The organism is Pseudomonas fluorescens (genome assembly GCF_001307275.1).
In the GTDB taxonomy this organism is placed as follows: domain Bacteria; phylum Pseudomonadota; class Gammaproteobacteria; order Pseudomonadales; family Pseudomonadaceae; genus Aquipseudomonas; species Aquipseudomonas fluorescens_AA.
In genome coordinates this window covers 6,392,537-6,412,610 of sequence record NZ_CP012831.1, presented here as the reverse complement: position 1 = coordinate 6,412,610, position 20,074 = coordinate 6,392,537, and the positions used below count along the sequence as shown (strand labels likewise).

Genomic DNA, 20,074 nt, shown 5'->3' with positions numbered 1-20,074 from the left:
CGATCAGGGGTAACGGCAGCTCACTTCGGGCCGGTCATAGCCCAGGCTGTCCATCTCATTGGAGGGGTGCAGAAAACCGTCCTGGGGCGAGGTGCTGACCAGCGCCCGGGGCTGGACCAGGGGAATCGGTTGGCGTAGTTGGCCATTCCACGGCCGGTAGCTGAGCTTGCGGCCCTTGAAGCCGTCCAGGGGCAATTGGTCGCTGAGGGCCAGTTGGCGGATGGCGAACGGGTCGGTCTGACGCAGTTTGCTCACCGCGCTGGCGATGCTGCGCACGGCGATCCAGGCGGCGAAGTCGCGGTCGTTCATCCAGCGTCCGGCCAGGGCTTCGAAGCGTTTTTGCAACTGCGCCGCGCCGTAGGTTTCCACGGTTTTGTGCCAGCCGGTGGGTGTCAGCCCTTGGGTGCCGGCCACCGGCCGTGGGTACCAGGTCTGGTAGGGCAGGTATTCGCCGAAGTCGCCGCGCTCGTCGGCCACCAGCACCACGTCGTATTCGGCGGTCTGGGTGAACAGCGGCATGTCGGCCTGGGCGCTGCGGCGTTGGTCATTGTCGAACTGCCAGGCCTTCTCGGCGACGATCTTCATGCCGAAGCGTTTCATGGCCCGGCGCAATGCGGCGGCATAGGCCTGGTCCTCGGACGTCTGGCCGACGATCAACAGGGCCCGCTGCCATTTGCGCACCACGCTGAACTGCACCAGGGCATCGGCGAGCATGGCGCGGTCGGGCAGGCTGTGCAGCACGTTGCCCAGGCAGTCGGTGGTGCGCAGGCTGTCGTCGGGGCTGCCGGCGTTGAACAGCAGGCTGTCGGGCAGGGCGGCGCTGAGATCGCGCAGGCTGGCGGCCGGTGCATTGACCACGAACAGCCGCAGTCCTTGGTCGTGTTGGGCGCGGGCAGCCTGGAGCAGGGCTTCGGGGTTGTCGACGCTGGCACTGTCCAGGCGATAGTCGTGCTTGAGGAAGCGCCCGGTGCTGTTGCTGTCGATGATCGCCAATTCAGCGCCGCGCTGCCCGGCATCGGCAGGCTCGGCAATGACATTGGATAACAGCGGGCCGGGGTCGGGGCGATAGCCCAGGTAGCCGATGCGCACTTGCAGCGGTGTGGCATCGCCCGCGTGAGCGGTCGCCGCTGCCAGCAGAAAAACCAGGGCGTAACTGACGAGCCGGCGCATGACGTCCTCCATTGCGGGTAGCGCCAGCATAGGAAGGCTATGGCCCTGGGGAAATATGCAGAAAGTACCACCGGGGCAGTACCAAGGTAGTAACTCGCCTTGGAAGCCGGGGTTTTAGGATGCAAGGCATCGTCATTGCCCAGGAAGGGACAGACCATGCGGATTCTCAAGACCCTGCTGCTGACGTTGCTGCTGATCCTGAGCTTGATCGGGGTGGATCGTCCCAAAGCCTGGCACTCTCCAACCCCTCCTGTGGGAGCGAGCTTGCTCGCGATAGCGGTGGTTCAGTCGGCCTCAGTACTGGCTGTGCCGCAGTCATCGCGAGCAAGCTCGCTCCCGCAGGGTGGGGGTATCAATCCAGGGGTGGAACACTAGCCATGTCTGCCCTCTGGCGCATCAACCTCTGGGTGTCAGCCTTCTTCGCCCTGGTCACCCTGGCCTGTGCCGTCCTGCTGCTGCACCAGGCCATGGCCGATGTGAAGCGAGAATTGCAATCGGCCGAGTCGGTGGTGCATTACCTGCGGGAAACCGCCGAGCGCGACCCGGCCAGTCTCCAGCCGCGGTTGACCGGCAGCCTGCGTCATGTGCGGGTCCGTTGGCTGGCCCCTGGGGAACGTTTCCCCGCGGATGAAGGCGGGATGAAAGCCTGGCTCGGCCGCCAGCTACTGGACGACGGCCCCGCGGCCCAGGTGGTGGAGTTGCCTGACGGTCGGCGGGCCTGGATTGCCGTCGATCCGCGGGACGAGATCGACGAGATTCTCGATTCGTTGGTGCAACTGTTGTACGTCTGCGCCTTGGCGCTGTCGCTCAGCCTGTTGGTGATCCGCTGGGCGGTACGCCGGGGCATGCGTTTGCTCGATGAACTGCTGCAGGCTCTGCGTCAGGTGTCTGCCGGGAACCTGCAGGTGCGCCTGGGCACTGAAGGTGTGCCGGAAGCGCAGCAACTGGCGGGGCATTTCAATCGCATGACCGCCGCCCTGGCCGCGGCCCAGGCCGATAACGCCCGGCTCACCCAGGCCTTGCTGGCCGTGCAGGAGCAGGAGCGCACCCGGCTGGCCCAGACCCTGCACGACGACCTGGGCCAATACGTGGCCGGCATTCGTGCCCGCGCCTGCCTGTTGCGCCTGGTGATGGATCAGCCGTCGGCGCTGGAGCAGACCGTCAGCCAGCTCGAAGACCATTGCGAGCATTTGCAACAGGGTTTCCGGGCGCTGGTGCATGACTTGTACCCGGTGGTGTTGCAGCACCTGCCATTGTGCGAGGCCATCGGACTGTTGGCCGGGCAATGGCAGGCCAGCCAGGGCATCGCCTGTCAGCTGCGGATCGACGAAGCCTTGCCGCCCATGTCCGGATCGGACAAGACCCACCTGTATCGCCTGTTGCAGGAAGCACTCACCAACGTTGCCCGGCATGCCGGTGCCACGCAGGTGAGGATTCGCCTGCAACATCGCGCCGGGCGCCTGCGCTTGCTGGTGCGCGACAACGGCCGCGGTGCGACGCAACCACCGCGCGCCGGTGTGGGCTTGCACTCGATGTCCGAACGGGCCCGCAGCCTGGGCGGGGAGTTGCGCATCATCAGCCAGCCTGGCGCCGGTTGGGCGCTGGCCTTGAATATTGCCCTGGAGGCGTGATGAACATTTTGTTGGTGGATGACCATGCGGTGGTTCGGCAGGGCTACGCCAGCCTGCTACGGGCGCTGATGCCGGACCTGCAGGTCCGCGAAGCGGCCACTGGTGAAGAGGCGCTGAGCCAAGTACAGGAGCAGGTGCCGCACCTGGTGATCATGGACTTTGGCCTGCCCGGTATCAGTGGTCTGGAAACCACCCGCCGGCTGCGCCAGCGCCTGCCGCAATTGCGGGTGTTGTTCTTCAGCATGCACGACGAATTGCCACTGGTGCGCCAGGCATTGGACGCCGGCGCCGCGGGCTATCTGACCAAGAATTCGGCGCCCCAGGTGTTGGTGGAAGCGGTACGCCGAGTGCTGGCCGGCCATGCCTACATCGAACAGTCCCTGGCCACGCAACTGGCCTGCGCCAGCTCCCGGCAGGATGTCGACCCACGCCTGCAATGCATGACCCAGCGGGAGTTGGAGATCTTCGTCATGCTCGCCAAGGGCACTCCCGCCCGCACCATCGCCGAACAGTTGTGCATCAGTGCCAAGACTGTGTCCAACCACCTGACGTTGCTCAAGAGCAAGTTGCAGGTCAGCTCCCATGCCGAGTTGGTGCACTTGGGGATTGATATGGGGGTGGTGCGGGTGGCGGGGTGAATCCCAGGTTCATTGTGGCGAGGGAGCTTGCTCCCGCTGGGGCGTGCGGTAGGAGCTGTCGAGCGGAGCGAGGCTGCGATCTTTCCCTAGCCACTTGAGTCCCAAGCGAAAGATCAAAAGATCGCAGGCTTCGCCAGCGCCTACAGAGCCCAGCGGGAGCAAGCTCCCTCGCCACAGGGGTTTGTGGCAATCCTTACTCATCCCAGGAAGTCGGGCAGCCGGTGCAGCCTTCCATATTCGCATCCTGGAAATTTCCATAGTGCTGGCGAGAACCGCTCAGGTTGGCCTGTTCCAGGTTGCTTTCGCCGAGCTTGGCTTCCTGCAGGTTGGCATCGCGCAGGTCGGCGCCCTTGAGGTCGGCCTTGCTCAGCCAGGCCATCTCCAGGTCAGCGGCCTGCAGGTTGGCACCCTGCAGTCGCGCGCCGGACAAGCGGGCGAACTGAAGGTAGGCGGCGGTCAGGTCGGCACGTTGGAATTGCGCGCCCTGGGCGAACAGCCCCCAGCCCTGGATCGCCTTGAGCGTGGCGCCGCTGAAGTCCGCCAGGCGCAGGTTGCTTTGTTGCAGGCTGGCGCGGGTCAGGTTGGCGCCCTGCAACTGGGCTTTCTCGAGGTTGGCCAGATCCAGTCGCGCGTGCCGCAGGTCGGCGTCACGCAGGTCGGCACCGCTGAGGTTCATCTTGCGCAGGTCCTGGTTCGCCAGTTTTGCGCCACGCAGGTTGGCGCCGGGGCATTGGCTGGCTTCGGCGATGACGCAGCCGTTGAGGGTGAGTGGGGTGTCGAGGTCGTCGGCGTTGGCAAAGGCGCCAACGAACAGAAGCAGCAATGACAAGCATCTCATGGCATGAACTCGGGTAATTGTGGGAGCGAGCTGGCTCGCGATAGCGCAATGTCAGTCAACATGAATGCCGGCTGAACCACCGCCATCGCGAGCGAGCTCGCTCCCACAGGGGGTTGTGGTGTGTGTCAGGACCCAGGTGGGATCGGGCTACTTCTGCGCTGTCGCCTTATCCCAACTCGGAATCTTGAACACCCAGAACGACCCACCCTGGGCCACGGGCTTGGTCAGTTCGGCCATGTCGCCGCCCCACAACGGTACGGCGCCGCCGTAGCCGACGGTCACGCCGATGTACTGCTCGCCGTCCTGTTCCCAGGTGATGGGCGGGGAGACAATGCCGCTGCCGGTCTGGAACTTCCACAGCTCCTTACCGGTTTTCGCATCAAAGGCCTTGAAGAATCCGTCGCCAGTGCCGGTGAACACCAGGTTGCCCTTGGTCGCCAGCACGCCGGCCCACAGCGGCAGCGCTTCCTTGTGCTCCCACACCACCTTGCCGGTGGTGGGGTTCATCGCCCGCAGGCTGCCGACGTGATCGTCATACATGCGCTTGATACGAAAGCCCATGCCGAGGTAGGCCGAGCCTTTCTTGTAGTTCACTTCTTCGGTCCAGTATTCCTCTTTCCACTGGTTGCCGGGGACGTAGAACAGGCCGGTGTCCTGGCTGTAGGCCATGGGGTTCCAGTTCTTGCCGCCGAGGAACGGAGGCGAGACTTCCACTGGCTTGCCCTTGGTTTCGCCGGGCAGTGGCTTGGCCGGACGCTGGCCGGGATTTTCCACCGGGCGGCCGGTCTTCAGGTCGATGTGGCTGGCCCAGGTGATGTTGTCGACGAAGGGGAAGGCGTTCTGCAGCTTGCCGTTGTTGCGGTCCACCACGTAGAAGAAGCCGTTGCGGTCGGCGTGGGCGGTGGCCTTGACCACCTTGCCGTCCTTGTCCTTGTAGTCGAACAGCACCAGCTCGTTGTTGCCGGAGAAGTCCCAGGCGTCGTTGGGCGTGTGTTGGTAGAACCACTTCACCTCGCCCGTGCTGGGGTCGACACCGACCTGGCCCGAGGTGTAGAGGCTGTCGTAGTCGTGGGGGTTGCCGTCCTTGGCCGTGCGCGCCCAGGTGTTCCACGGGCCGGGGTTGCCCGCGCCGACGATGATGGTGTTGGTCTCGGCGTCGAAGCTGGCGCTCTGCCAAGGTGCGCCGCCGCCATGACTCCAGGCTTCGACCTTGCCGGTTTCAGTGGTCTTGTCGTCGGGCCAGGAGGGCGCCTTGACGTCGCCGGTCGGGGTGCTGTCCTTGCCGTTGAGGCGGCCCATGTGGCCTTCGACGAACGGGCGCATCCAGACTTCTTCGCCGGTTTCCGGGTCGCGGGCGAACAACTGCCCGACCACGCCGAACTCGTCGCCGGAGCTGCCGTGGATCAGCAGCACCTTGCCGCTGGTCTTGTCCTTGATCAACACCGGTGCGCCGGTCATGGTGTAGCCGCCGGCGTGGTCGCCGAACTTCTTGTTCCACACCACCTTGCCGGTGTTCTTGTCCAGGGCCACCACCCGCGCATCCAGGGTGCCGAAGTAGATCTTGTCGCCATAGATCGCCGCGCCGCGGTTGACCACATCGCAGCATGGGCGAATGTTGTCCGGCAGCCGGTGGTTGTAGGTCCACAGGCGCTTGCCGGTCCTGGCGTCGAGGGCGAATACCCGCGAGTAGGAACCGGTGACGTAGACCACGCCGTCCCTGACGATGGCCTGGGATTCCTGGCCGCGCTGCTTCTCGTCACCGAACGAGTAGGACCAGGCCGGGGTGAGCTTGAACACGTTCTTGTCGTTGACCTGGACCAGCGGGCTCCAGCGTTGGGCGTTGGTGCCCATGCCGTACTGCAGCACGTCCTGGGTGGTCAGGTGATCGTTGGCAATGTCTTCCCAACTGACTCCTGGCGCTGCGGCGTTGGCCAAGGGGCTCAGCGACAGACTGCCGGCCAGCAGCAAGGCAACAGTCAGGGCGGAGAGGGCGGGTAGCGTTTTTATTCTCATGGTGGCAGTTCCCAGTGAAGGTTTTGGCCTGACTAGGTTGGGTCGCGCCGGTGCCTGGCCGATACGGAAAAAATCCCGCCCTTGCCGGGAAGACTTCCCGAACCGCCTGTCTTTGCGACTTGCGTCGGATGGCCTGCTACCAAGGGACTAGACCGCGACCACCAAAGCAGCATTCGGCTGGCGCCCCAGCGTTCCTAAGATGACGGCACGGCTTCTTCAGAGAGGTCTTGCGTGCAATCCAGAGGGCATAACAATGACAACAAAACGCAACGCCATCATCGCTAGCGCATTGCTGATGGGGCTGATCGGCGCAGGCTCCGCGTGGGCCCACGGCAACGTAGTGCCCCAGGCAGTGGAAACCAAGGGCTTGACCCCGGTCAAGGACACCAACCTGCCGCTTGACGGCGATGGCTGGGCTTCGCAGAACCCATACCGCAGTTCTCCCGAGCGTGACAAAGCCGTGGAAATCGGCGCCTCGGCCTACAACCAGAACTGCGCCGCGTGCCATGGCCTGGAAGCCAAGTCCGGCGGGATCGCCCCGGACCTGCGCATGTTGGACGCCGCCGAAGCCGGAGACGAATGGTTCGTCGAGCGCGTGCGCCATGGCGCGGTGCGCGACGGTCGGGTCTACATGCCGAAGATGGCCGATTACCTGAGCCAGGAAGCCTTGTGGGCCGTGCGCACCTATCTCGACAGCGTGCACGTCGAGGAGTGATCGCCATGCGCTGGTTCGCCTGGGTAATCTGCTGCGTGTTGCTGGGTGCCCAGGCGGTTCAAGCCCAGGTGCGCAGCTACGATCAGATGATCGCCGCCGGGGAATTGAAGGTGGCGGTCTACAAGGATTTCGCCCCCTACAGCTTCGAAGACCAGGGCCAGCCCAGGGGCGTCGACGTCGAACTGGCCCAGGCCTTGGCCAAGGCACTGGGTGTGCGCCTGCAGCTGATCTGGGCGCCGCCCGGCGAGAAGCTCGATGACGATCTGCGTGATTACATCTGGCGCAGCAGCCCGCTGTATGACCGGCAGTTGGCCGACTTGATGATGCGTGTGCCGTACGATCACGACTACGTGCAAAAGCGCAACGACATCGGTGAGCTGGAGAACGCCCAGGTGGTGATGTTCGGGCCTTATCAGCAGGAGTGCTGGCAGGTGGCGTATGACCGTCGCCGGCTGGATTCGGTGGGCAGCGTCGCGGTGTTCCAGCAGCACCCTATCGGGGTGGAAGTCGACAGCGTGCCGTCGTTCTACCTGACCTCGGTGTTCAACGGCATGCTCAGCGCCAAGATCCGTCATTACCCCAGCGTCGCCAAAGCCTTCGGGGCCATGCAGGCCGGGGAGGTCGACGCCGTCATGGCCATGCGCGGGGAAATCGACTGGCAAGTGCATGAAGCGGCCGATTCGCAACTGGCACTGGCGGAGAATGCCTATCCGAACATGGGCAAGCAACGCTGGGAAATCGGCATGGCGGTGCATGAAAGCAACCGTCAGTTGGCCTATGCGGTGGAAGAGGCGCTGGAAGGTTTGATCCGCGATGGCAGCGTCAAGGCTGTCTACGCCCATTACGGCCTGCGTTACGAAGTGCCCGAGATGTACCAATAGGAGCGCAGGGATGAACTGGCGAGCGTATGGCCTGCTGTTGTGGTGCCTGCCGTGGCTGGCGATGGCGGTCGAGCCAGGAAAGGATCCGGTGCCGTCGGTGATGTGGGCCTTTTATCACAAGCAATTGTTGGGGGAGGCGCCGTTCGTGTTCGACGAGCGGGTACGGCTGCTGGCGCCACCCTTTGCCGAAGACGCGCGCCAGGTGCCGCTGGAAATCGATGCTCGGGCCTTTGCCGGCGACGTCGTACGGGTGCTGGCCTGGGCCGAGCTGAACCCGTTGCCGAAAATCGTCGACTTCCAACCGGGGGAGCGGGTGCTGCCCTGGTTGTCGATCCGTATTCGCATCGAACAAGCCACGCCGTTGCGGGCCGCCGTGCAGACCCGCGATGGGCTCTGGCACGTCGGTTCGACCCTGATCGACGCGGCGGGTGGTGGTTGTACCGCGCCCAGCGTGGTGCGCACCCAGCCGGGGTGGGAGGAGCATCTGGGCGAGGTGCTGGGTGGGCGGTATCCGCGAGGGGATTCGAGTCGCTTGCGCCTGCAAATTGCCCACCCCATGGACAACGGCCTGGTGAGCGGCATCCCGGAATTCTTCATCAACCAGGCGCAACTATTGGACGCCGATGGCAAGCTGCTGGCGCGCCTGGAGCTGTTCCCGGCGGTCAGCGAAAACCCCAACCTGGGCTTCGATATCCAAGGCCCGGGACAGACCCGCCTGGTGCTGCGCGACAACAGCGGCAACGCGTTCGAGGCGGCCATTCCCTGACCAGAAGGAACGCGCCATGCGCTGGCTGTTACTGATCTGTCTTGGCCTCTGCCTGCCGGCATGGTCCGCCACCGATTATTCACTCAAGCCCCGGCAGATCGCCGAAGGCACCTGGCTGCTGGAAGGCAGCACCGAGAACTTTGCCAAGGCCAACGGTGGCAACATCGTCAATACCGGCTTCATTGTCACTGATGCCGGCGTGGTGGTGATCGACACCGGGCCGTCGAAGCGCTACGGCGAGGCGCTGCGCCGGGCTATCGCGGCGACCACTGACAAACCGGTGGTTCAGGTCTTGCTGACCCATCATCACCCCGACCACGTATTGGGCAACCAGGCTTTCAGCGACGTGCCCATCGGTGCCTTGGCCGGGACCACGGACTTGCTGCGACAGCAGGGCGATGCCATGGCGGAAAACATGTACCGCCTGGTGGGCGACTGGATGCGCGGCACTGAGGTGGTGCTGCCCAGCCAAGTGTTGACGCCCGGTGTGCTCAAGGTGGGCAATCACGGGTTGCGATTGCTGCAACTGGCCGGGCATACCGGGGCCGACCTGGCAATCCTCGACGAAACCACCGGCGTATTGTTCGCCGGCGACCTGGTGTTCTACGAACGGGCCCTGACTACCCCCAACAGCCCAGGGTTGGAGGTCTGGCTCAGAGACCTGGATACCCTGCAGGCCTTGCCCTGGAAACAGATCGTGCCCGGCCATGGCCCAGTCACGATCGACGCCCGGCCTTTCTTGCAGATGCGCGATTACCTGGGCTGGCTCGACCAACTGATGCGCGACGGCGCGGCCCGGGGCGACGACATGGCCGAGATGATCCGCAGCCCCATCCCCGAGCGCTTCGCCGGGATCAGCCTGAGTCGGTATGAGTTGATTCGTAGTGTCAGTCATCTCTACCCACGTTATGAGCGGGCGGTGATGACGCGGGTGGATGCCCATGACCCAGGCTGAAGACACACCCCTGTGGCGAGGGGATTTATCCCCGCTGGGCTGCGTAGCAGCCCCATGAGCCAGTCCAGTCACCCTGATCGTCAGCAGAAGATAAAGGGCCGCTTCGCGCCCCAACGGGGATAAATCCCCTCGCCACAAATGGGCCCGTCGCAGGCATTGTGGACACAGCACAGGCAACGGCCCCACATGTACCAAGGAACTAGAAAACTCAACACAGCGGGCAATTGTTGGCAGCGGCCCCGAGGCCAAGAATCTGTGGCAGACCGGGAAAATTTCCCGGGTATAACAATAACCGCAGAGGTAGCCGTCATGAGTCATCCCGCACGTCGCCAACCCTTCGCCGTGAGCCTGCTGCTCAGTGCCATGCTGCTGTCCGGTTCGGCCCTTGCAGCCGTGACCGATCAGGAAATTCTCCAGGATCCGAAGAACCCCGAGCAGATTGTGACCAATGGCCTGGGCGTCCAGGGCCAGCGCTATAGCCCGCTCGACACGCTCAACGACAGCAACGTCAAGGATCTGCGTCCGGTCTGGGCGTTCTCCTTCGGCGGTGAGAAGCAGCGCGGCCAGCAGGCTCAGCCGATGATCAAGGACGGGGTGATGTACCTCACCGGTTCCTATTCGCGGGTGTTTGCCGTGGATGCGCGCACCGGCAAGAAGCTGTGGCAGTACGACGCCCGCTTGCCCGATGACATCCGCCCTTGCTGCGACGTGATCAACCGCGGCGTGGCCTTGTATGGGGATCTGGTGTTCTTTGGCACCCTCGACGCCAAGTTGGTGGCATTGAACAAGGACACCGGCAAGGTGGTGTGGAGCAAGAAGGTCGCCGACCACAAGGAAGGCTATTCCATTAGTGCCGCTCCGCTGATCGTCAACGGCAAGCTGATCACTGGCGTGGCCGGTGGCGAGTTCGGCGTGGTGGGCCAGATCAGCGCCTATGATCCGAAGAATGGCGAACTGCTGTGGACCCGGCCGACCGTGGAAGGCCACATGGGCTACGTCTACAAGGACGGCAAGGCGGTCGAGAATGGCATTTCCGGTGGCGAGGCGGGCAAGACCTGGCCGGGCGATCTCTGGAAGACCGGCGGTGCGGCGCCTTGGCTGGGTGGCTACTACGACCCGGAAACCAACCTGCTGCTGTTCGGCACCGGCAACCCGGCGCCCTGGAACTCCCACCTGCGTCCTGGCGACAACCTCTATTCCTCCTCGCGTCTGGCCCTGAACCCGGACGACGGCACCATCAAATGGCACTTCCAGAGCACGCCGCACGACGGCTGGGACTATGACGGCGTCAACGAACTGATCTCGTTCAACTACAAGGAAGGCGGCAAGGACATCAAGGCCGCGGCCACCGCCGACCGTAACGGCTTCTTCTACGTGCTCGACCGCACCAACGGCAAATTCATCCGCGGCTTCCCGTTTGTCGACAAGATCACCTGGGCCACCGGCCTGGACAAGGACGGCCGGCCGATCTACAACGAGGCCAGCCGTCCGGGTGCTCCGGGCAGCGAAGCCAAGGGCAGCTCGGTGTTCGTGGCACCGGCGTTCCTCGGCGCGAAAAACTGGATGCCCATGGCCTACAACCAGGACACTGGCCTGTTCTACGTGCCGTCCAACGAATGGGGCATGGACATCTGGAACGAAGGCATCGCCTACAAGAAAGGCGCGGCGTTCCTCGGGGCCGGCTTCACCATCAAGCCGCTGAACGAGGATTACATCGGCGTGCTGCGGGCCATCGATCCGAAGACGGGCAAGGAAGTCTGGCGCCACAAGAACTTCGCGCCACTGTGGGGCGGGGTGCTGACCACCAAGGGTAACCTGGTCTTCACTGGCACGCCTGAAGGTTTCCTGCAGGCCTTCAACGCCAAGACCGGGGAAAAGGTCTGGGAATTCCAGACCGGCTCCGGCGTGCTTGGCTCGCCCATCACCTGGGAAATGGACGGCGAGCAATACGTCTCCGTGGTGTCCGGTTGGGGCGGGGCGGTGCCGCTGTGGGGCGGTGAAGTGGCCAAGCGGGTGAAAGACTTCAACCAGGGCGGCATGCTCTGGACCTTCAAGTTGCCGAAAGCGCTTGTCGCCAAGCGCTGAGCCAACCTTGGCAATGTAGAACCTGTGGGAGCGAGCTTGCTCGCGATAGCGGTCGATCAGCCACCGTCCTTGCCGGGGGGGCCGACCTCATCGCGAGCAAGCTCGCTCCCACAAAAAAGCTCCGGCTCATCCTCGGATCGCAGCAAAACCTACGACCAAATAACGAGAGTCCCCCCTGCCAACGACGCATTCGTCCGGCCGGCGGGGCTCTCTACCATCGGCCTATCGCTTGTCCCGTGACAGGCATCGACCAGGCAGAGGCCCCATCATGATCTACGCACAACCCGGAACCCCAGGCGCCGTCGTTTCCTTCAAGCCGCGCTATGGCAATTTCATCGGCGGCGAATTCGTCGCGCCGGTCAACGGCGAGTACTTCACCAACACGTCCCCGGTCAACGGCGAAGTCATTGCCGAATTCCCTCGCTCCAGCGCCGCCGACATCGACAAGGCCCTGGATGCCGCCCATGCCGCCGCCGACGCCTGGGGCAAGACCTCGGTGCAGGACCGCTCCCTGGTGCTGTTGAAAATCGCCGACCGCATCGAGCAGCACCTGGAAGTCCTCGCCGTTGCAGAAACCTGGGACAACGGCAAGGCTGTACGCGAAACCCTCAATGCCGACGTGCCGCTGTCGGCGGACCATTTCCGTTATTTCGCCGGCTGCATCCGCGCTCAAGAGGGTGGGGCCGCCGAGATCAATGAACTGACCACGGCCTATCACTTCCACGAACCGCTAGGCGTGGTCGGGCAGATCATCCCGTGGAACTTCCCGCTGCTGATGGCCGCCTGGAAACTCGCCCCGGCCCTGGCCGCCGGTAACTGCATCGTGCTCAAACCGGCGGAGCAGACGCCGCTGTCGATCACTGTGTTCATCGAACTGATCGCCGACCTGCTGCCACCTGGCGTGCTGAATATTGTCCATGGTTTTGGCCGCGAAGCCGGCGAAGCCCTGGCCACCAGCAAGCGCATCGCCAAGATCGCCTTCACCGGTTCCACCCCGGTGGGCTCGCACATCATGAAGTGCGCGGCCGAGAACATCATCCCGTCCACCGTGGAGTTGGGCGGCAAGTCGCCGAACATCTTCTTCGAAGACATCATGCAGGCCGAGCCGGCTTTCATCGAAAAGGCCGCCGAAGGCCTGGTACTGGCGTTCTTCAACCAGGGCGAGGTCTGCACCTGCCCGTCCCGGGCGCTTGTGCAAGAGTCGATCTATGCGCCGTTCATGGCCGAGGTGATGAAAAAAATCGCCAAGATCAAGCGTGGCAACCCACTGGATACCGAGACCATGGTCGGTGCCCAGGCTTCCCAGCAGCAATACGACAAGATCCTCTCCTACCTGGAAATCGCCCGGGAAGAGGGGGCCGAGTTGCTGACCGGTGGTGCGGCCGAGCACCTGGAAGGTGACTTGTCGAGCGGCTATTACATCCAGCCGACCCTGCTCAAGGGCCACAACAAAATGCGTGTGTTCCAGGAAGAGATCTTCGGCCCGGTGGTGGGTGTGACCACCTTCAAGGACGAAGCCGAAGCCCTGGCGATCGCCAACGACACCGAGTTCGGCCTCGGCGCCGGCCTGTGGACCCGCGACATCAACCGCGCCTACCGCATGGGCCGGGCGATCAAGGCCGGTCGCGTGTGGACCAACTGCTACCACCTGTACCCGGCCCATGCCGCGTTCGGTGGCTACAAGAAGTCCGGCGTGGGGCGTGAAACCCACAAGATGATGCTCGACCATTACCAGCAGACCAAGAACCTGCTGGTGAGCTACGACATCAATCCGTTGGGGTTCTTCTAACCCGATAACACAGCTACACCCTGTGGGAGCGAGCTTGCTGTGGGAGCAAGGCTTGCCCGCGATACAGACGACTCGGTCAAGCGGTCAAGCCGAGGCGACTAATCGCGAGCAAGCTTTGCTCCCACAGTAAGCCTTGCTCCCACAATGGGTTTTGTGGCTCTCCTGAAATTGCTACCAACGCACCCCACCCACCGCTTCGAAAGTAGCATTCGAGCCCCGGGCGTGGCGTGCATTAATGACCTTGCCGGAATGGCCCGGTACAAGAAGAGGAAAGACCCATGTGGACTAAACCCGCGTACACCGACCTGCGTATCGGCTTTGAAGTGACGATGTACTTCGCCAACCGATGAGTGCTGGCCCGGCCTGGAACATTCAGGCCGGGCTACCCATTGGTCTGATTGCATTCACAGCGGGATGCTTTAGGCTCAAGGTATCCCCTGACAATAACAACAGGCTTACCAATGAGCCACGTAACTGAAAAGATGAGCCTCAGCCCGCTGCGCAAGTTCGTTTCTCCTGAAATCATGTTCGGTGCCGGTTGTCGGCACAATGTCGGCAACTACGCCAAGACCTTCGGGGCACGCAAAGTGCTGATCGTCACCGATCCCGGGGTCATCGCCGCCGGTTGGGTGGCGGACGTCGAAGCCAGTCTCCAGGCCCAAGGTATCGATTACTGCATCTACAGCGCGGTCTCGCCCAATCCACGGGTCGAGGAAGTGATGCTCGGGGCTGACCTGTACCGGGAAAACCATTGCGATGTCATCGTCGCGGTGGGCGGTGGTAGCCCGATGGATTGCGGCAAAGGCATCGGCATTGTCGTTGCCCACGGCCGCAGTATCCTCGAGTTCGAAGGCGTCGATACCCTGAACGTGCCCAGCCCGCCGCTGATCCTGATACCCACCACGGCGGGGACGTCGGCTGACGTGTCGCAGTTCGTGATCATCTCCAACCAGCAAGAACGCATGAAGTTCTCCATCGTCAGCAAGGCGGCGGTGCCGGACGTGTCGCTGATCGACCCGGAAACCACCCTGAGCATGGACCCGTTCCTGTCCGCCTGTACCGGCATCGATGCGCTGGTGCATGCCATCGAGGCGTTCGTGTCCACCGGTCACGGCCCGTTGACCGACCCCCATGCCCTGGAAGCCATGCGCCTGATCAATGGCAACCTGGTGCAGATGATCGCCAACCCGGCGGACATCGCCCTGCGGGAAAAAATCATGCTGGGCAGCATGCAGGCCGGGCTGGCGTTCTCCAACGCGATCCTCGGGGCCGTGCATGCGATGTCCCACAGCCTGGGCGGGTTCCTCGATTTGCCCCATGGCCTGTGCAACGCGGTACTGGTGGAGCACGTGGTGGCGTTCAACTACAACTCGGCACCGGAGCGTTTCAAGGTGATTGCCGAGACCCTGGGCATCGATTGCCGGGGGCTCAATCACCGGGAGATCCGCACCCGGCTGGTGGAGCACCTGATTGCCCTCAAGCACACCATCGGTTTCCACGAAACCCTGGGCCTGCACGGCGTGAGCACCTCGGACATCCCGTTCCTGTCGCAACATGCGATGCATGACCCATGCATCCTCACCAATCCTCGGGAGTCGAGCCAGCGGGATGTCGAGGTCGTCTATGGCGAAGCCCTCTGACGAGCAGCAAAAAGCCCTGGCCGGGCTGCTGGGGCTGGGCAATCACTCGACGCGCAAGAGTCACTATCCGGAACTGACGGCGCGCCTCGACGAGCTGGAACAGGCCCGGCGACACCTGCAACAGCTCAACGACCAACTGGAGCAGCGGGTGGCCGAGCGCACCGATGCGCTGTTGGAAGCCAACCACAACCTGCAGCAGCAGATTGCCCAGCGCGAACGGGTAGAACAGCAATTGCGCGATGCCCGGGACGTCGCCCAGGCCGCCAACCGCAGCAAGGACAAATACCTGGCCGCCGCCAGCCATGATCTGTTGCAGCCACTGAACGCGGCCCGCCTGTTGATCGCCACGCTGCGTGAACGCGAACTGCCTGCCGCCGAGCACGTGTTGGTCGAACGCACCCACCAGGCGCTCGAAGGCGCCGAAGACCTGCTCACCGACCTGCTGGACATTTCCCGGCTGGATCAGGCCGCCGTCAAGCCTGACCTGGCGCCGTATCGGCTGGATGAGTTGCTGGGGCCACTGGTGTCGGAGTTTCAATCAGTGGCCGGTGCCGCCGGGTTGGAGCTGCGAGTGCGGTTTGGCGACGAAGCGGTGTTGACCGACCTGCGATTGATCAGCCGTATCTTGCGCAACCTGCTGAGCAATGCCTGCCGCTACACCGACCAAGGCGGCATTCTCCTGGCGGCCCGGCGCCGGGGAGGGCGCCTGAGCCTGGAAGTCTGGGACACGGGGCGGGGGATCGCCGCCGATTGCCTGGAGTCGATTTTCCTCGAATTCAACCAACTGGACGTCGGCCGGGCGGCGGATCGCAAAGGCGTGGGCCTGGGGTTGGCGATTGTCGAACGCATCGCCCATATCCTCGGCTATCGGGTGCAGGTGCGTTCGCGGCCGGGACGGGGCTCGGTGTTCAGTATCGAGGTGCCGCTGTCCAGTGAAAAACCACTGCCCGTGTCGCTGGCCCCGGTACAGGCGGTCGCCGGTAACCCACTGCCGGGGCGGCGCTTGTTGGTGATCGACAATGAGCTGAGCATCCTGCAAAGCATGGCCGCGCTGTTGGGGCAATGGGGCTGCGAGGTGTTGACCGCCACCGACGAGGCGGGCGCCCTTGACGTGCTGCAGGGGCGTGCGCCGGAGCTGATCCTGGCGGATTTCCACCTGGATCATGGGGTCGTGGGCTGTGAGGTGGTCAAGCACCTGCGTGAGCATTTCCACCAGGCGATTCCGGCGGTGATCATCACCGCCGACCGCAGCGACCAGTGCCGCCGGGCCTTGCGCAAGCTGGATGCACCGCTGCTCAACAAACCGGTCAAGCCTGGCAAGTTGCGGGCGGTGTTGAGTCAGATGCTCGGGTAGCGCAAAACTCGGGTACTCCCCGAAATCGCATCAACCTTGTGGGAGCGAGCTTGCTCGCGATGACGCCGGTACAGCCAACATCATCGCAAACTGACCCACCGCCATCGCGAGCAAGCTCGCTCCCACATGAGGGGGGAGGTCATGAAAATCGCATCCGCTGCCAGCGCTCGTGGGGGCGAGCCTGCTCGCGAAAGCGATCTTATGTTATGTTATCCGATTTCGTTTGACAGGAATTCTCATTCCTGCCTTACAGGGACCAACAACCTTCCATCCGAGTAATGCCATGAGCCAATCCCCAAGCATGACGAGCCCGTCCGGCGTCATCGCGCCTGCACTTGCAGCCAGTACCGCCAAAAACCATGTGCGCATGCTCGCCATCGATGCCCTGCGGGGTTTCGTCATGCTGCTGATGCTGGTGGATCACGTTCGCGAGACGTTTCTGTTGCACCGTCAGGTCACCGATCCCATCGATGCGCTGAGCGTGACCCCGGATCTGTATTTCACCCGTCTGCTCAGTACGCTCTGTGCCCCGGTCTTTATCTTCCTCACCGGTTTGTCGGCCTGGCTCTACAGCCAGAAACACAGCGCCGGCCAGACCTCGTTGTTCCTGCTCAAGCGCGGCCTGTTCCTGGTGTTTCTGGAGCTCACCTTCGTGTGTTTCGCCTGGAACGCCGAATTCCCGCCCAAGACCTTGTGGTTGCAAGTGATCTGGTGCATCGGCATCTGCATGATCGTCCTGGCCGCGTTGCTGCACTTCAAGCGCCGTTGGTTGATCGTCCTTGGGGTGGCCATCGTCGCCGGGCACAACCTGCTGGACGGTGTGGTGCTGGGGCCCGATTCTCCGTTTTTCGTGCCGTGGTCGATTCTTCACCAGCGGGCGTTCATCGATATCACCGAGTTCACCCGCGCTCGCACCACGTATCCGGTGCTGCCGTGGATCGGCGTGATCCTGCTGGGATGGGCCATCGGGCCGTGGTTCGGCAAGGACGTCGAGCCCGCCGTACGTTTGCGCCGGCTGTTCACGATGGGCTTGGGCTTGCTGCTGGCCTTCGTGTTCATCCGGTACCTGAATGTGTACGGCGACAAGCCCTGGGTCCAGACCGGCGACGCGCTGCGCACCTTCATGAGCTTCATGAGCGCGACGAAGTACCCGCCGTCGTTGATGTTCCTGATGCCGACCCTGGGAATAGGGCTGATGTTGCTGGCACTCTTTGAAAAAGCCCAGGAGCGGGGAGCCATTGCGCTGTTGGCGGTCTACGGCGGCGCACCGATGTTCTTTTATCTGCTGCACCTATACGTGCTCAAGGCGCTGTACCTGATTGCAGTTGCCGTCTGGGGGACCAACCAGGGTACCTATTTCGGGTTCGATGATTTGCCTATGGTGTGGTTATGGAGTGTGCTGCTGGGTGTGGCGCTGTTTTTCCCGACACGTTGGTTTGCCGGGTTCAAACAGCGTCGTCGTGATATCGCGATCCTCAAGTACTTCTGACCGGAAGGGCCCTGACCCCACGGAAGGCGCCGATCAGGGCCAGTAAAATGCCGTCATTTGGTCGACGTTTTTGCCAAGAATGTAAAAATGCGCTTCGGTCTGTTTATTTCCTTATGTAAACTCCCCCCGCTGCGACAATCGGGCGCGGCTATGCCCGCTCGATAATCACCGTTTCGCAGCGTCCCTCACCCAGCTGAAGCCAAGACCTACAAGAAGTCAGCGCCGGAGAGACATAAACGAGAGGCCGACGAATCTGCTCGGCCCTGTAGGTCCATCCTCCAGTCCGTCTCGATCCCATCCCCCTGGCTTTGCTGGCCGTGGATGTGGTCTATCATTGATCAGGACCGGAGGGCGGAATGGCGTTCCATCCTAGGGATACACACATGTTGAAGAAAACACACACGGCGCTACTGGGCCTGGCGATGGCGATGGGTCTTGCGACCACGCACGCTGCCGAGCCAAAAAAAGTGGATGTCTTGCTCATCGGTGGGGGCATCATGAGCTCGACACTCGGCGTCTGGCTCAATGAGCTGGAGCCGGGCTGGACCATGGAAATGGTCGAGCGCCTGGACGGTGTTGCCGAAGAGAGCTCCAACGGCTGGAACAATGCCGGTACCGGTCACTCTGCGCTGGCTGAACTGAACTACACGCCGGAAGACAAGAACGGCAAGGTCGATATCTCCAAGGCCATCGAAATCAACGAAGCCTTCCAGATCTCCCGCCAGTTCTGGTCCTGGCAGGTCAAGAACGGTGTGCTGAAGAACCCGCGCTCGTTCATCAACTCCACGCCGCACATGAGCTTTTTGTGGGGCGACGAGAACATCGCGTTCCTGAAGAAGCGTTACGAAGCCCTCCAGGCCAGCCCGTTGTTCGCCGGCATGCAGTATTCCGAAGATCGCGAGCAGATCAGCAAGTGGGTTCCGCTGATGATGCAAGGGCGTGACCCGAGCCAGAAAGTCGCGGCCACTTGGAGTCCCCTGGGTACTGACGTGAACTTCGGCGAAATCACTCGTCAATTCGCGGCTTACCTGCAAACCAAGCCGAACTTCTCCCTCAAGCTGTCCAGCGAAGTGGAAGAGATCACCCGCAACGAAGACGGCACCTGGCGCGTTTCGTACAAGAACCTGAAAGACGGTACCGAAACCGAGACCGACGCCAAGTTCGTGTTCATCGGCGCCGGTGGCGGTGCGTTGCACCTGCTGCAGAAGTCCGACATCCCGGAAGCGCGTGAATACGCAGGTTTCCCGGTGGGTGGTTCGTTCCTGGTCACCGAAAACCCGACCGTTGCCCAGCTGCACCTGGCGAAGGCGTACGGCAAGGCTTCGGTGGGCGCACCGCCGATGTCGGTTCCACACCTGGACACCCGTGTGCTCGATGGCAAGCGCGTGATCCTGTTCGGCCCGTTCGCAACGTTCTCCACCAAGTTCCTGAAGAACGGCTCGTACTTCGACCTGCTGACCAGCACCACCACCCACAACATGTGGCCGATGACCAAGGTCGGTATCGAACAGTACCCACTGGTCGAATACCTGGCCGGCCAGCTGATGCTGTCGGATGAAGATCGCTTCAACGCCCTGAAAGAGTACTTCCCGGAGGCCAAGCAAGAAGATTGGCGCCTGTGGCAGGCCGGCCAGCGCGTGCAGATCATCAAGCGTGACGAAGAGAAGGGCGGCGTGCTGAAACTCGGCACCGAAGTGGTTGCCTCCCAGGACGGCAGCATCGCCGGCCTGCTGGGTGCTTCGCCTGGCGCCTCGACCGCTGCACCGATCATGCTGACCGTGCTTGAGAAGGTCTTCAAGGACAAGGTCGCCAGCCCGGCCTGGCAGGAAAAACTGCACCAGATCGTGCCGAGCTACGGCACCAAGCTCAACGATAGCCCTGAGCGCGTAGCCCAGGAATGGGCCTACACCAGCGAGGTCCTGCAACTGGACCCGCCACCGGCCATCGGCAAGCCAGGCGCCCCTGCGGCACCGGCCAAGCCGGCGGAAGCCCGTGAAGCCAACCCAGCGGCTGACATGGCGCTGTAAGCCGGACGCTGTCTGGTGAGGTACAAAAACGCCGCTCATTGAGCGGCGTTTTTTTTGGCTCGGTTAACCCTGTGGGAGCGAGC

The 20,074-nt window shown here is 62.9% G+C and carries 16 protein-coding genes; 13 read left to right on the top strand and 3 right to left on the bottom strand.

Annotation, left to right across the window (positions count from 1 at the left end):
• Positions 1 to 3: 3 nt before the first annotated feature.
• On the bottom strand, positions 4 to 1,170 hold the full coding sequence (locus AO356_RS28105) for an ABC transporter substrate-binding protein (RefSeq protein ID WP_060742602.1): 1,167 nt from the start codon (positions 1,168 to 1,170) through the stop codon (positions 4 to 6).
• 377 nt (positions 1,171 to 1,547) lie between these two features.
• On the opposite strand from AO356_RS28105, the gene AO356_RS28095 reads away from it, so the two are divergent.
• On the top strand, positions 1,548 to 2,801 hold the full coding sequence (locus AO356_RS28095) for a histidine kinase (protein ID WP_060742600.1): 1,254 nt from the start codon (positions 1,548 to 1,550) through the stop codon (positions 2,799 to 2,801).
• Positions 2,801 to 3,439: a response regulator transcription factor gene (locus tag AO356_RS28090; protein ID WP_060742599.1), complete on the top strand. Its 639-nt coding sequence runs from the start codon at positions 2,801 to 2,803 to the stop codon at positions 3,437 to 3,439. Before AO356_RS28095 ends, AO356_RS28090 begins: the two co-directional genes overlap by 1 nt.
• Positions 3,440 to 3,632: 193 nt before the next feature.
• On the opposite strand, the gene AO356_RS28085 is transcribed toward AO356_RS28090, so the two are convergent.
• Complete coding sequence (locus AO356_RS28085; protein WP_060742598.1) at positions 3,633 to 4,277, bottom strand: pentapeptide repeat-containing protein; 645 nt, start codon at positions 4,275 to 4,277, stop codon at positions 3,633 to 3,635.
• Positions 4,278 to 4,424: 147 nt separating this feature from the next.
• Entirely contained in the window at positions 4,425 to 6,290 is a 1,866-nt protein-coding gene (gene exaA, locus AO356_RS28080; protein ID WP_060742597.1) for a quinoprotein ethanol dehydrogenase, read from the bottom strand.
• Positions 6,291 to 6,543: 253 nt separating this feature from the next.
• On the opposite strand from exaA, the gene pedF reads away from it, so the two are divergent.
• The 11 genes from pedF (at position 6,544) to mqo (ending at position 19,991) form a co-directional block, all read left to right on the top strand.
• Positions 6,544 to 7,005, top strand: coding sequence for a cytochrome c-550 PedF (pedF, locus tag AO356_RS28075; RefSeq protein ID WP_060742596.1), 462 nt, complete (start codon positions 6,544 to 6,546; stop codon positions 7,003 to 7,005).
• Between the two features lie 5 nt (positions 7,006 to 7,010).
• Complete coding sequence (locus tag AO356_RS28070) at positions 7,011 to 7,886, top strand: substrate-binding periplasmic protein (RefSeq protein ID WP_060742595.1); 876 nt, start codon at positions 7,011 to 7,013, stop codon at positions 7,884 to 7,886.
• A gap of 10 nt (positions 7,887 to 7,896) precedes the next feature.
• Positions 7,897 to 8,652 carry a quinoprotein dehydrogenase-associated SoxYZ-like carrier gene (locus AO356_RS28065; protein WP_060742594.1) on the top strand — a complete coding sequence of 252 codons (756 nt, stop codon included), beginning with the start codon at positions 7,897 to 7,899 and terminating at the stop codon, positions 8,650 to 8,652.
• Positions 8,653 to 8,668: 16 nt separating this feature from the next.
• Positions 8,669 to 9,607 (top strand): quinoprotein relay system zinc metallohydrolase 1, encoded by a 939-nt coding sequence (locus tag AO356_RS28060; protein WP_060742593.1) that lies wholly within the window; start codon positions 8,669 to 8,671, stop codon positions 9,605 to 9,607.
• Between the two features lie 309 nt (positions 9,608 to 9,916).
• The gene (locus AO356_RS28055; protein ID WP_060742592.1) at positions 9,917 to 11,692 is read left to right on the top strand and encodes a PQQ-dependent methanol/ethanol family dehydrogenase; all 1,776 of its coding nucleotides are present in this window, start codon (positions 9,917 to 9,919) and stop codon (positions 11,690 to 11,692) included.
• A gap of 268 nt (positions 11,693 to 11,960) precedes the next feature.
• Entirely contained in the window at positions 11,961 to 13,481 is a 1,521-nt protein-coding gene (locus AO356_RS28050; RefSeq protein ID WP_060742591.1) for an aldehyde dehydrogenase family protein, read from the top strand.
• 278 nt (positions 13,482 to 13,759) lie between these two features.
• Positions 13,760 to 13,831: a pyrroloquinoline quinone precursor peptide PqqA gene (gene pqqA, locus AO356_RS31265; RefSeq protein WP_003243383.1), complete on the top strand. Its 72-nt coding sequence runs from the start codon at positions 13,760 to 13,762 to the stop codon at positions 13,829 to 13,831.
• A gap of 132 nt (positions 13,832 to 13,963) precedes the next feature.
• Positions 13,964 to 15,121 (top strand): alcohol dehydrogenase-like regulatory protein ErcA, encoded by a 1,158-nt coding sequence (gene ercA, locus AO356_RS28045; protein ID WP_103311405.1) that lies wholly within the window; start codon positions 13,964 to 13,966, stop codon positions 15,119 to 15,121.
• Positions 15,105 to 16,475, top strand: coding sequence for a hybrid sensor histidine kinase/response regulator (locus AO356_RS28040; RefSeq protein WP_060742589.1), 1,371 nt, complete (start codon positions 15,105 to 15,107; stop codon positions 16,473 to 16,475). The genes ercA and AO356_RS28040 overlap by 17 nt, the downstream gene beginning before the upstream one ends.
• A 283-nt stretch (positions 16,476 to 16,758) precedes the next feature.
• Entirely contained in the window at positions 16,759 to 17,964 is a 1,206-nt protein-coding gene (locus AO356_RS28035; protein WP_060742588.1) for a DUF1624 domain-containing protein, read from the top strand.
• Positions 17,965 to 18,347: 383 nt separating this feature from the next.
• Positions 18,348 to 19,991: a malate dehydrogenase (quinone) gene (gene mqo, locus AO356_RS28030; protein ID WP_060742587.1), complete on the top strand. Its 1,644-nt coding sequence runs from the start codon at positions 18,348 to 18,350 to the stop codon at positions 19,989 to 19,991.
• The last annotated feature ends 83 nt before the right edge of the window (positions 19,992 to 20,074 follow it).

Bases quoted from the DNA above. Each gene is read 5' to 3' on its own strand.
- AO356_RS28105 (WP_060742602.1), bottom strand. From the start codon at position 1,170: ATGCGCCGGCTCGTCAGTTACGCCCTGGTTTTTCTGCTGGCAGCGGCG.
- AO356_RS28095 (WP_060742600.1), top strand. From the start codon at position 1,548: ATGTCTGCCCTCTGGCGCATCAACCTCTGGGTGTCAGCCTTCTTCGCC.
- AO356_RS28090 (WP_060742599.1), top strand. From the start codon at position 2,801: ATGAACATTTTGTTGGTGGATGACCATGCGGTGGTTCGGCAGGGCTAC.
- AO356_RS28085 (WP_060742598.1), bottom strand. From the start codon at position 4,277: ATGAGATGCTTGTCATTGCTGCTTCTGTTCGTTGGCGCCTTTGCCAAC.
- exaA (WP_060742597.1), bottom strand. From the start codon at position 6,290: ATGAGAATAAAAACGCTACCCGCCCTCTCCGCCCTGACTGTTGCCTTG.
- pedF (WP_060742596.1), top strand. From the start codon at position 6,544: ATGACAACAAAACGCAACGCCATCATCGCTAGCGCATTGCTGATGGGG.
- AO356_RS28070 (WP_060742595.1), top strand. From the start codon at position 7,011: ATGCGCTGGTTCGCCTGGGTAATCTGCTGCGTGTTGCTGGGTGCCCAG.
- AO356_RS28065 (WP_060742594.1), top strand. From the start codon at position 7,897: ATGAACTGGCGAGCGTATGGCCTGCTGTTGTGGTGCCTGCCGTGGCTG.
- AO356_RS28060 (WP_060742593.1), top strand. From the start codon at position 8,669: ATGCGCTGGCTGTTACTGATCTGTCTTGGCCTCTGCCTGCCGGCATGG.
- AO356_RS28055 (WP_060742592.1), top strand. From the start codon at position 9,917: ATGAGTCATCCCGCACGTCGCCAACCCTTCGCCGTGAGCCTGCTGCTC.
- AO356_RS28050 (WP_060742591.1), top strand. From the start codon at position 11,961: ATGATCTACGCACAACCCGGAACCCCAGGCGCCGTCGTTTCCTTCAAG.
- ercA (WP_103311405.1), top strand. From the start codon at position 13,964: ATGAGCCTCAGCCCGCTGCGCAAGTTCGTTTCTCCTGAAATCATGTTC.
- AO356_RS28040 (WP_060742589.1), top strand. From the start codon at position 15,105: ATGGCGAAGCCCTCTGACGAGCAGCAAAAAGCCCTGGCCGGGCTGCTG.
- AO356_RS28035 (WP_060742588.1), top strand. From the start codon at position 16,759: ATGAGCCAATCCCCAAGCATGACGAGCCCGTCCGGCGTCATCGCGCCT.
- mqo (WP_060742587.1), top strand. From the start codon at position 18,348: ATGTTGAAGAAAACACACACGGCGCTACTGGGCCTGGCGATGGCGATG.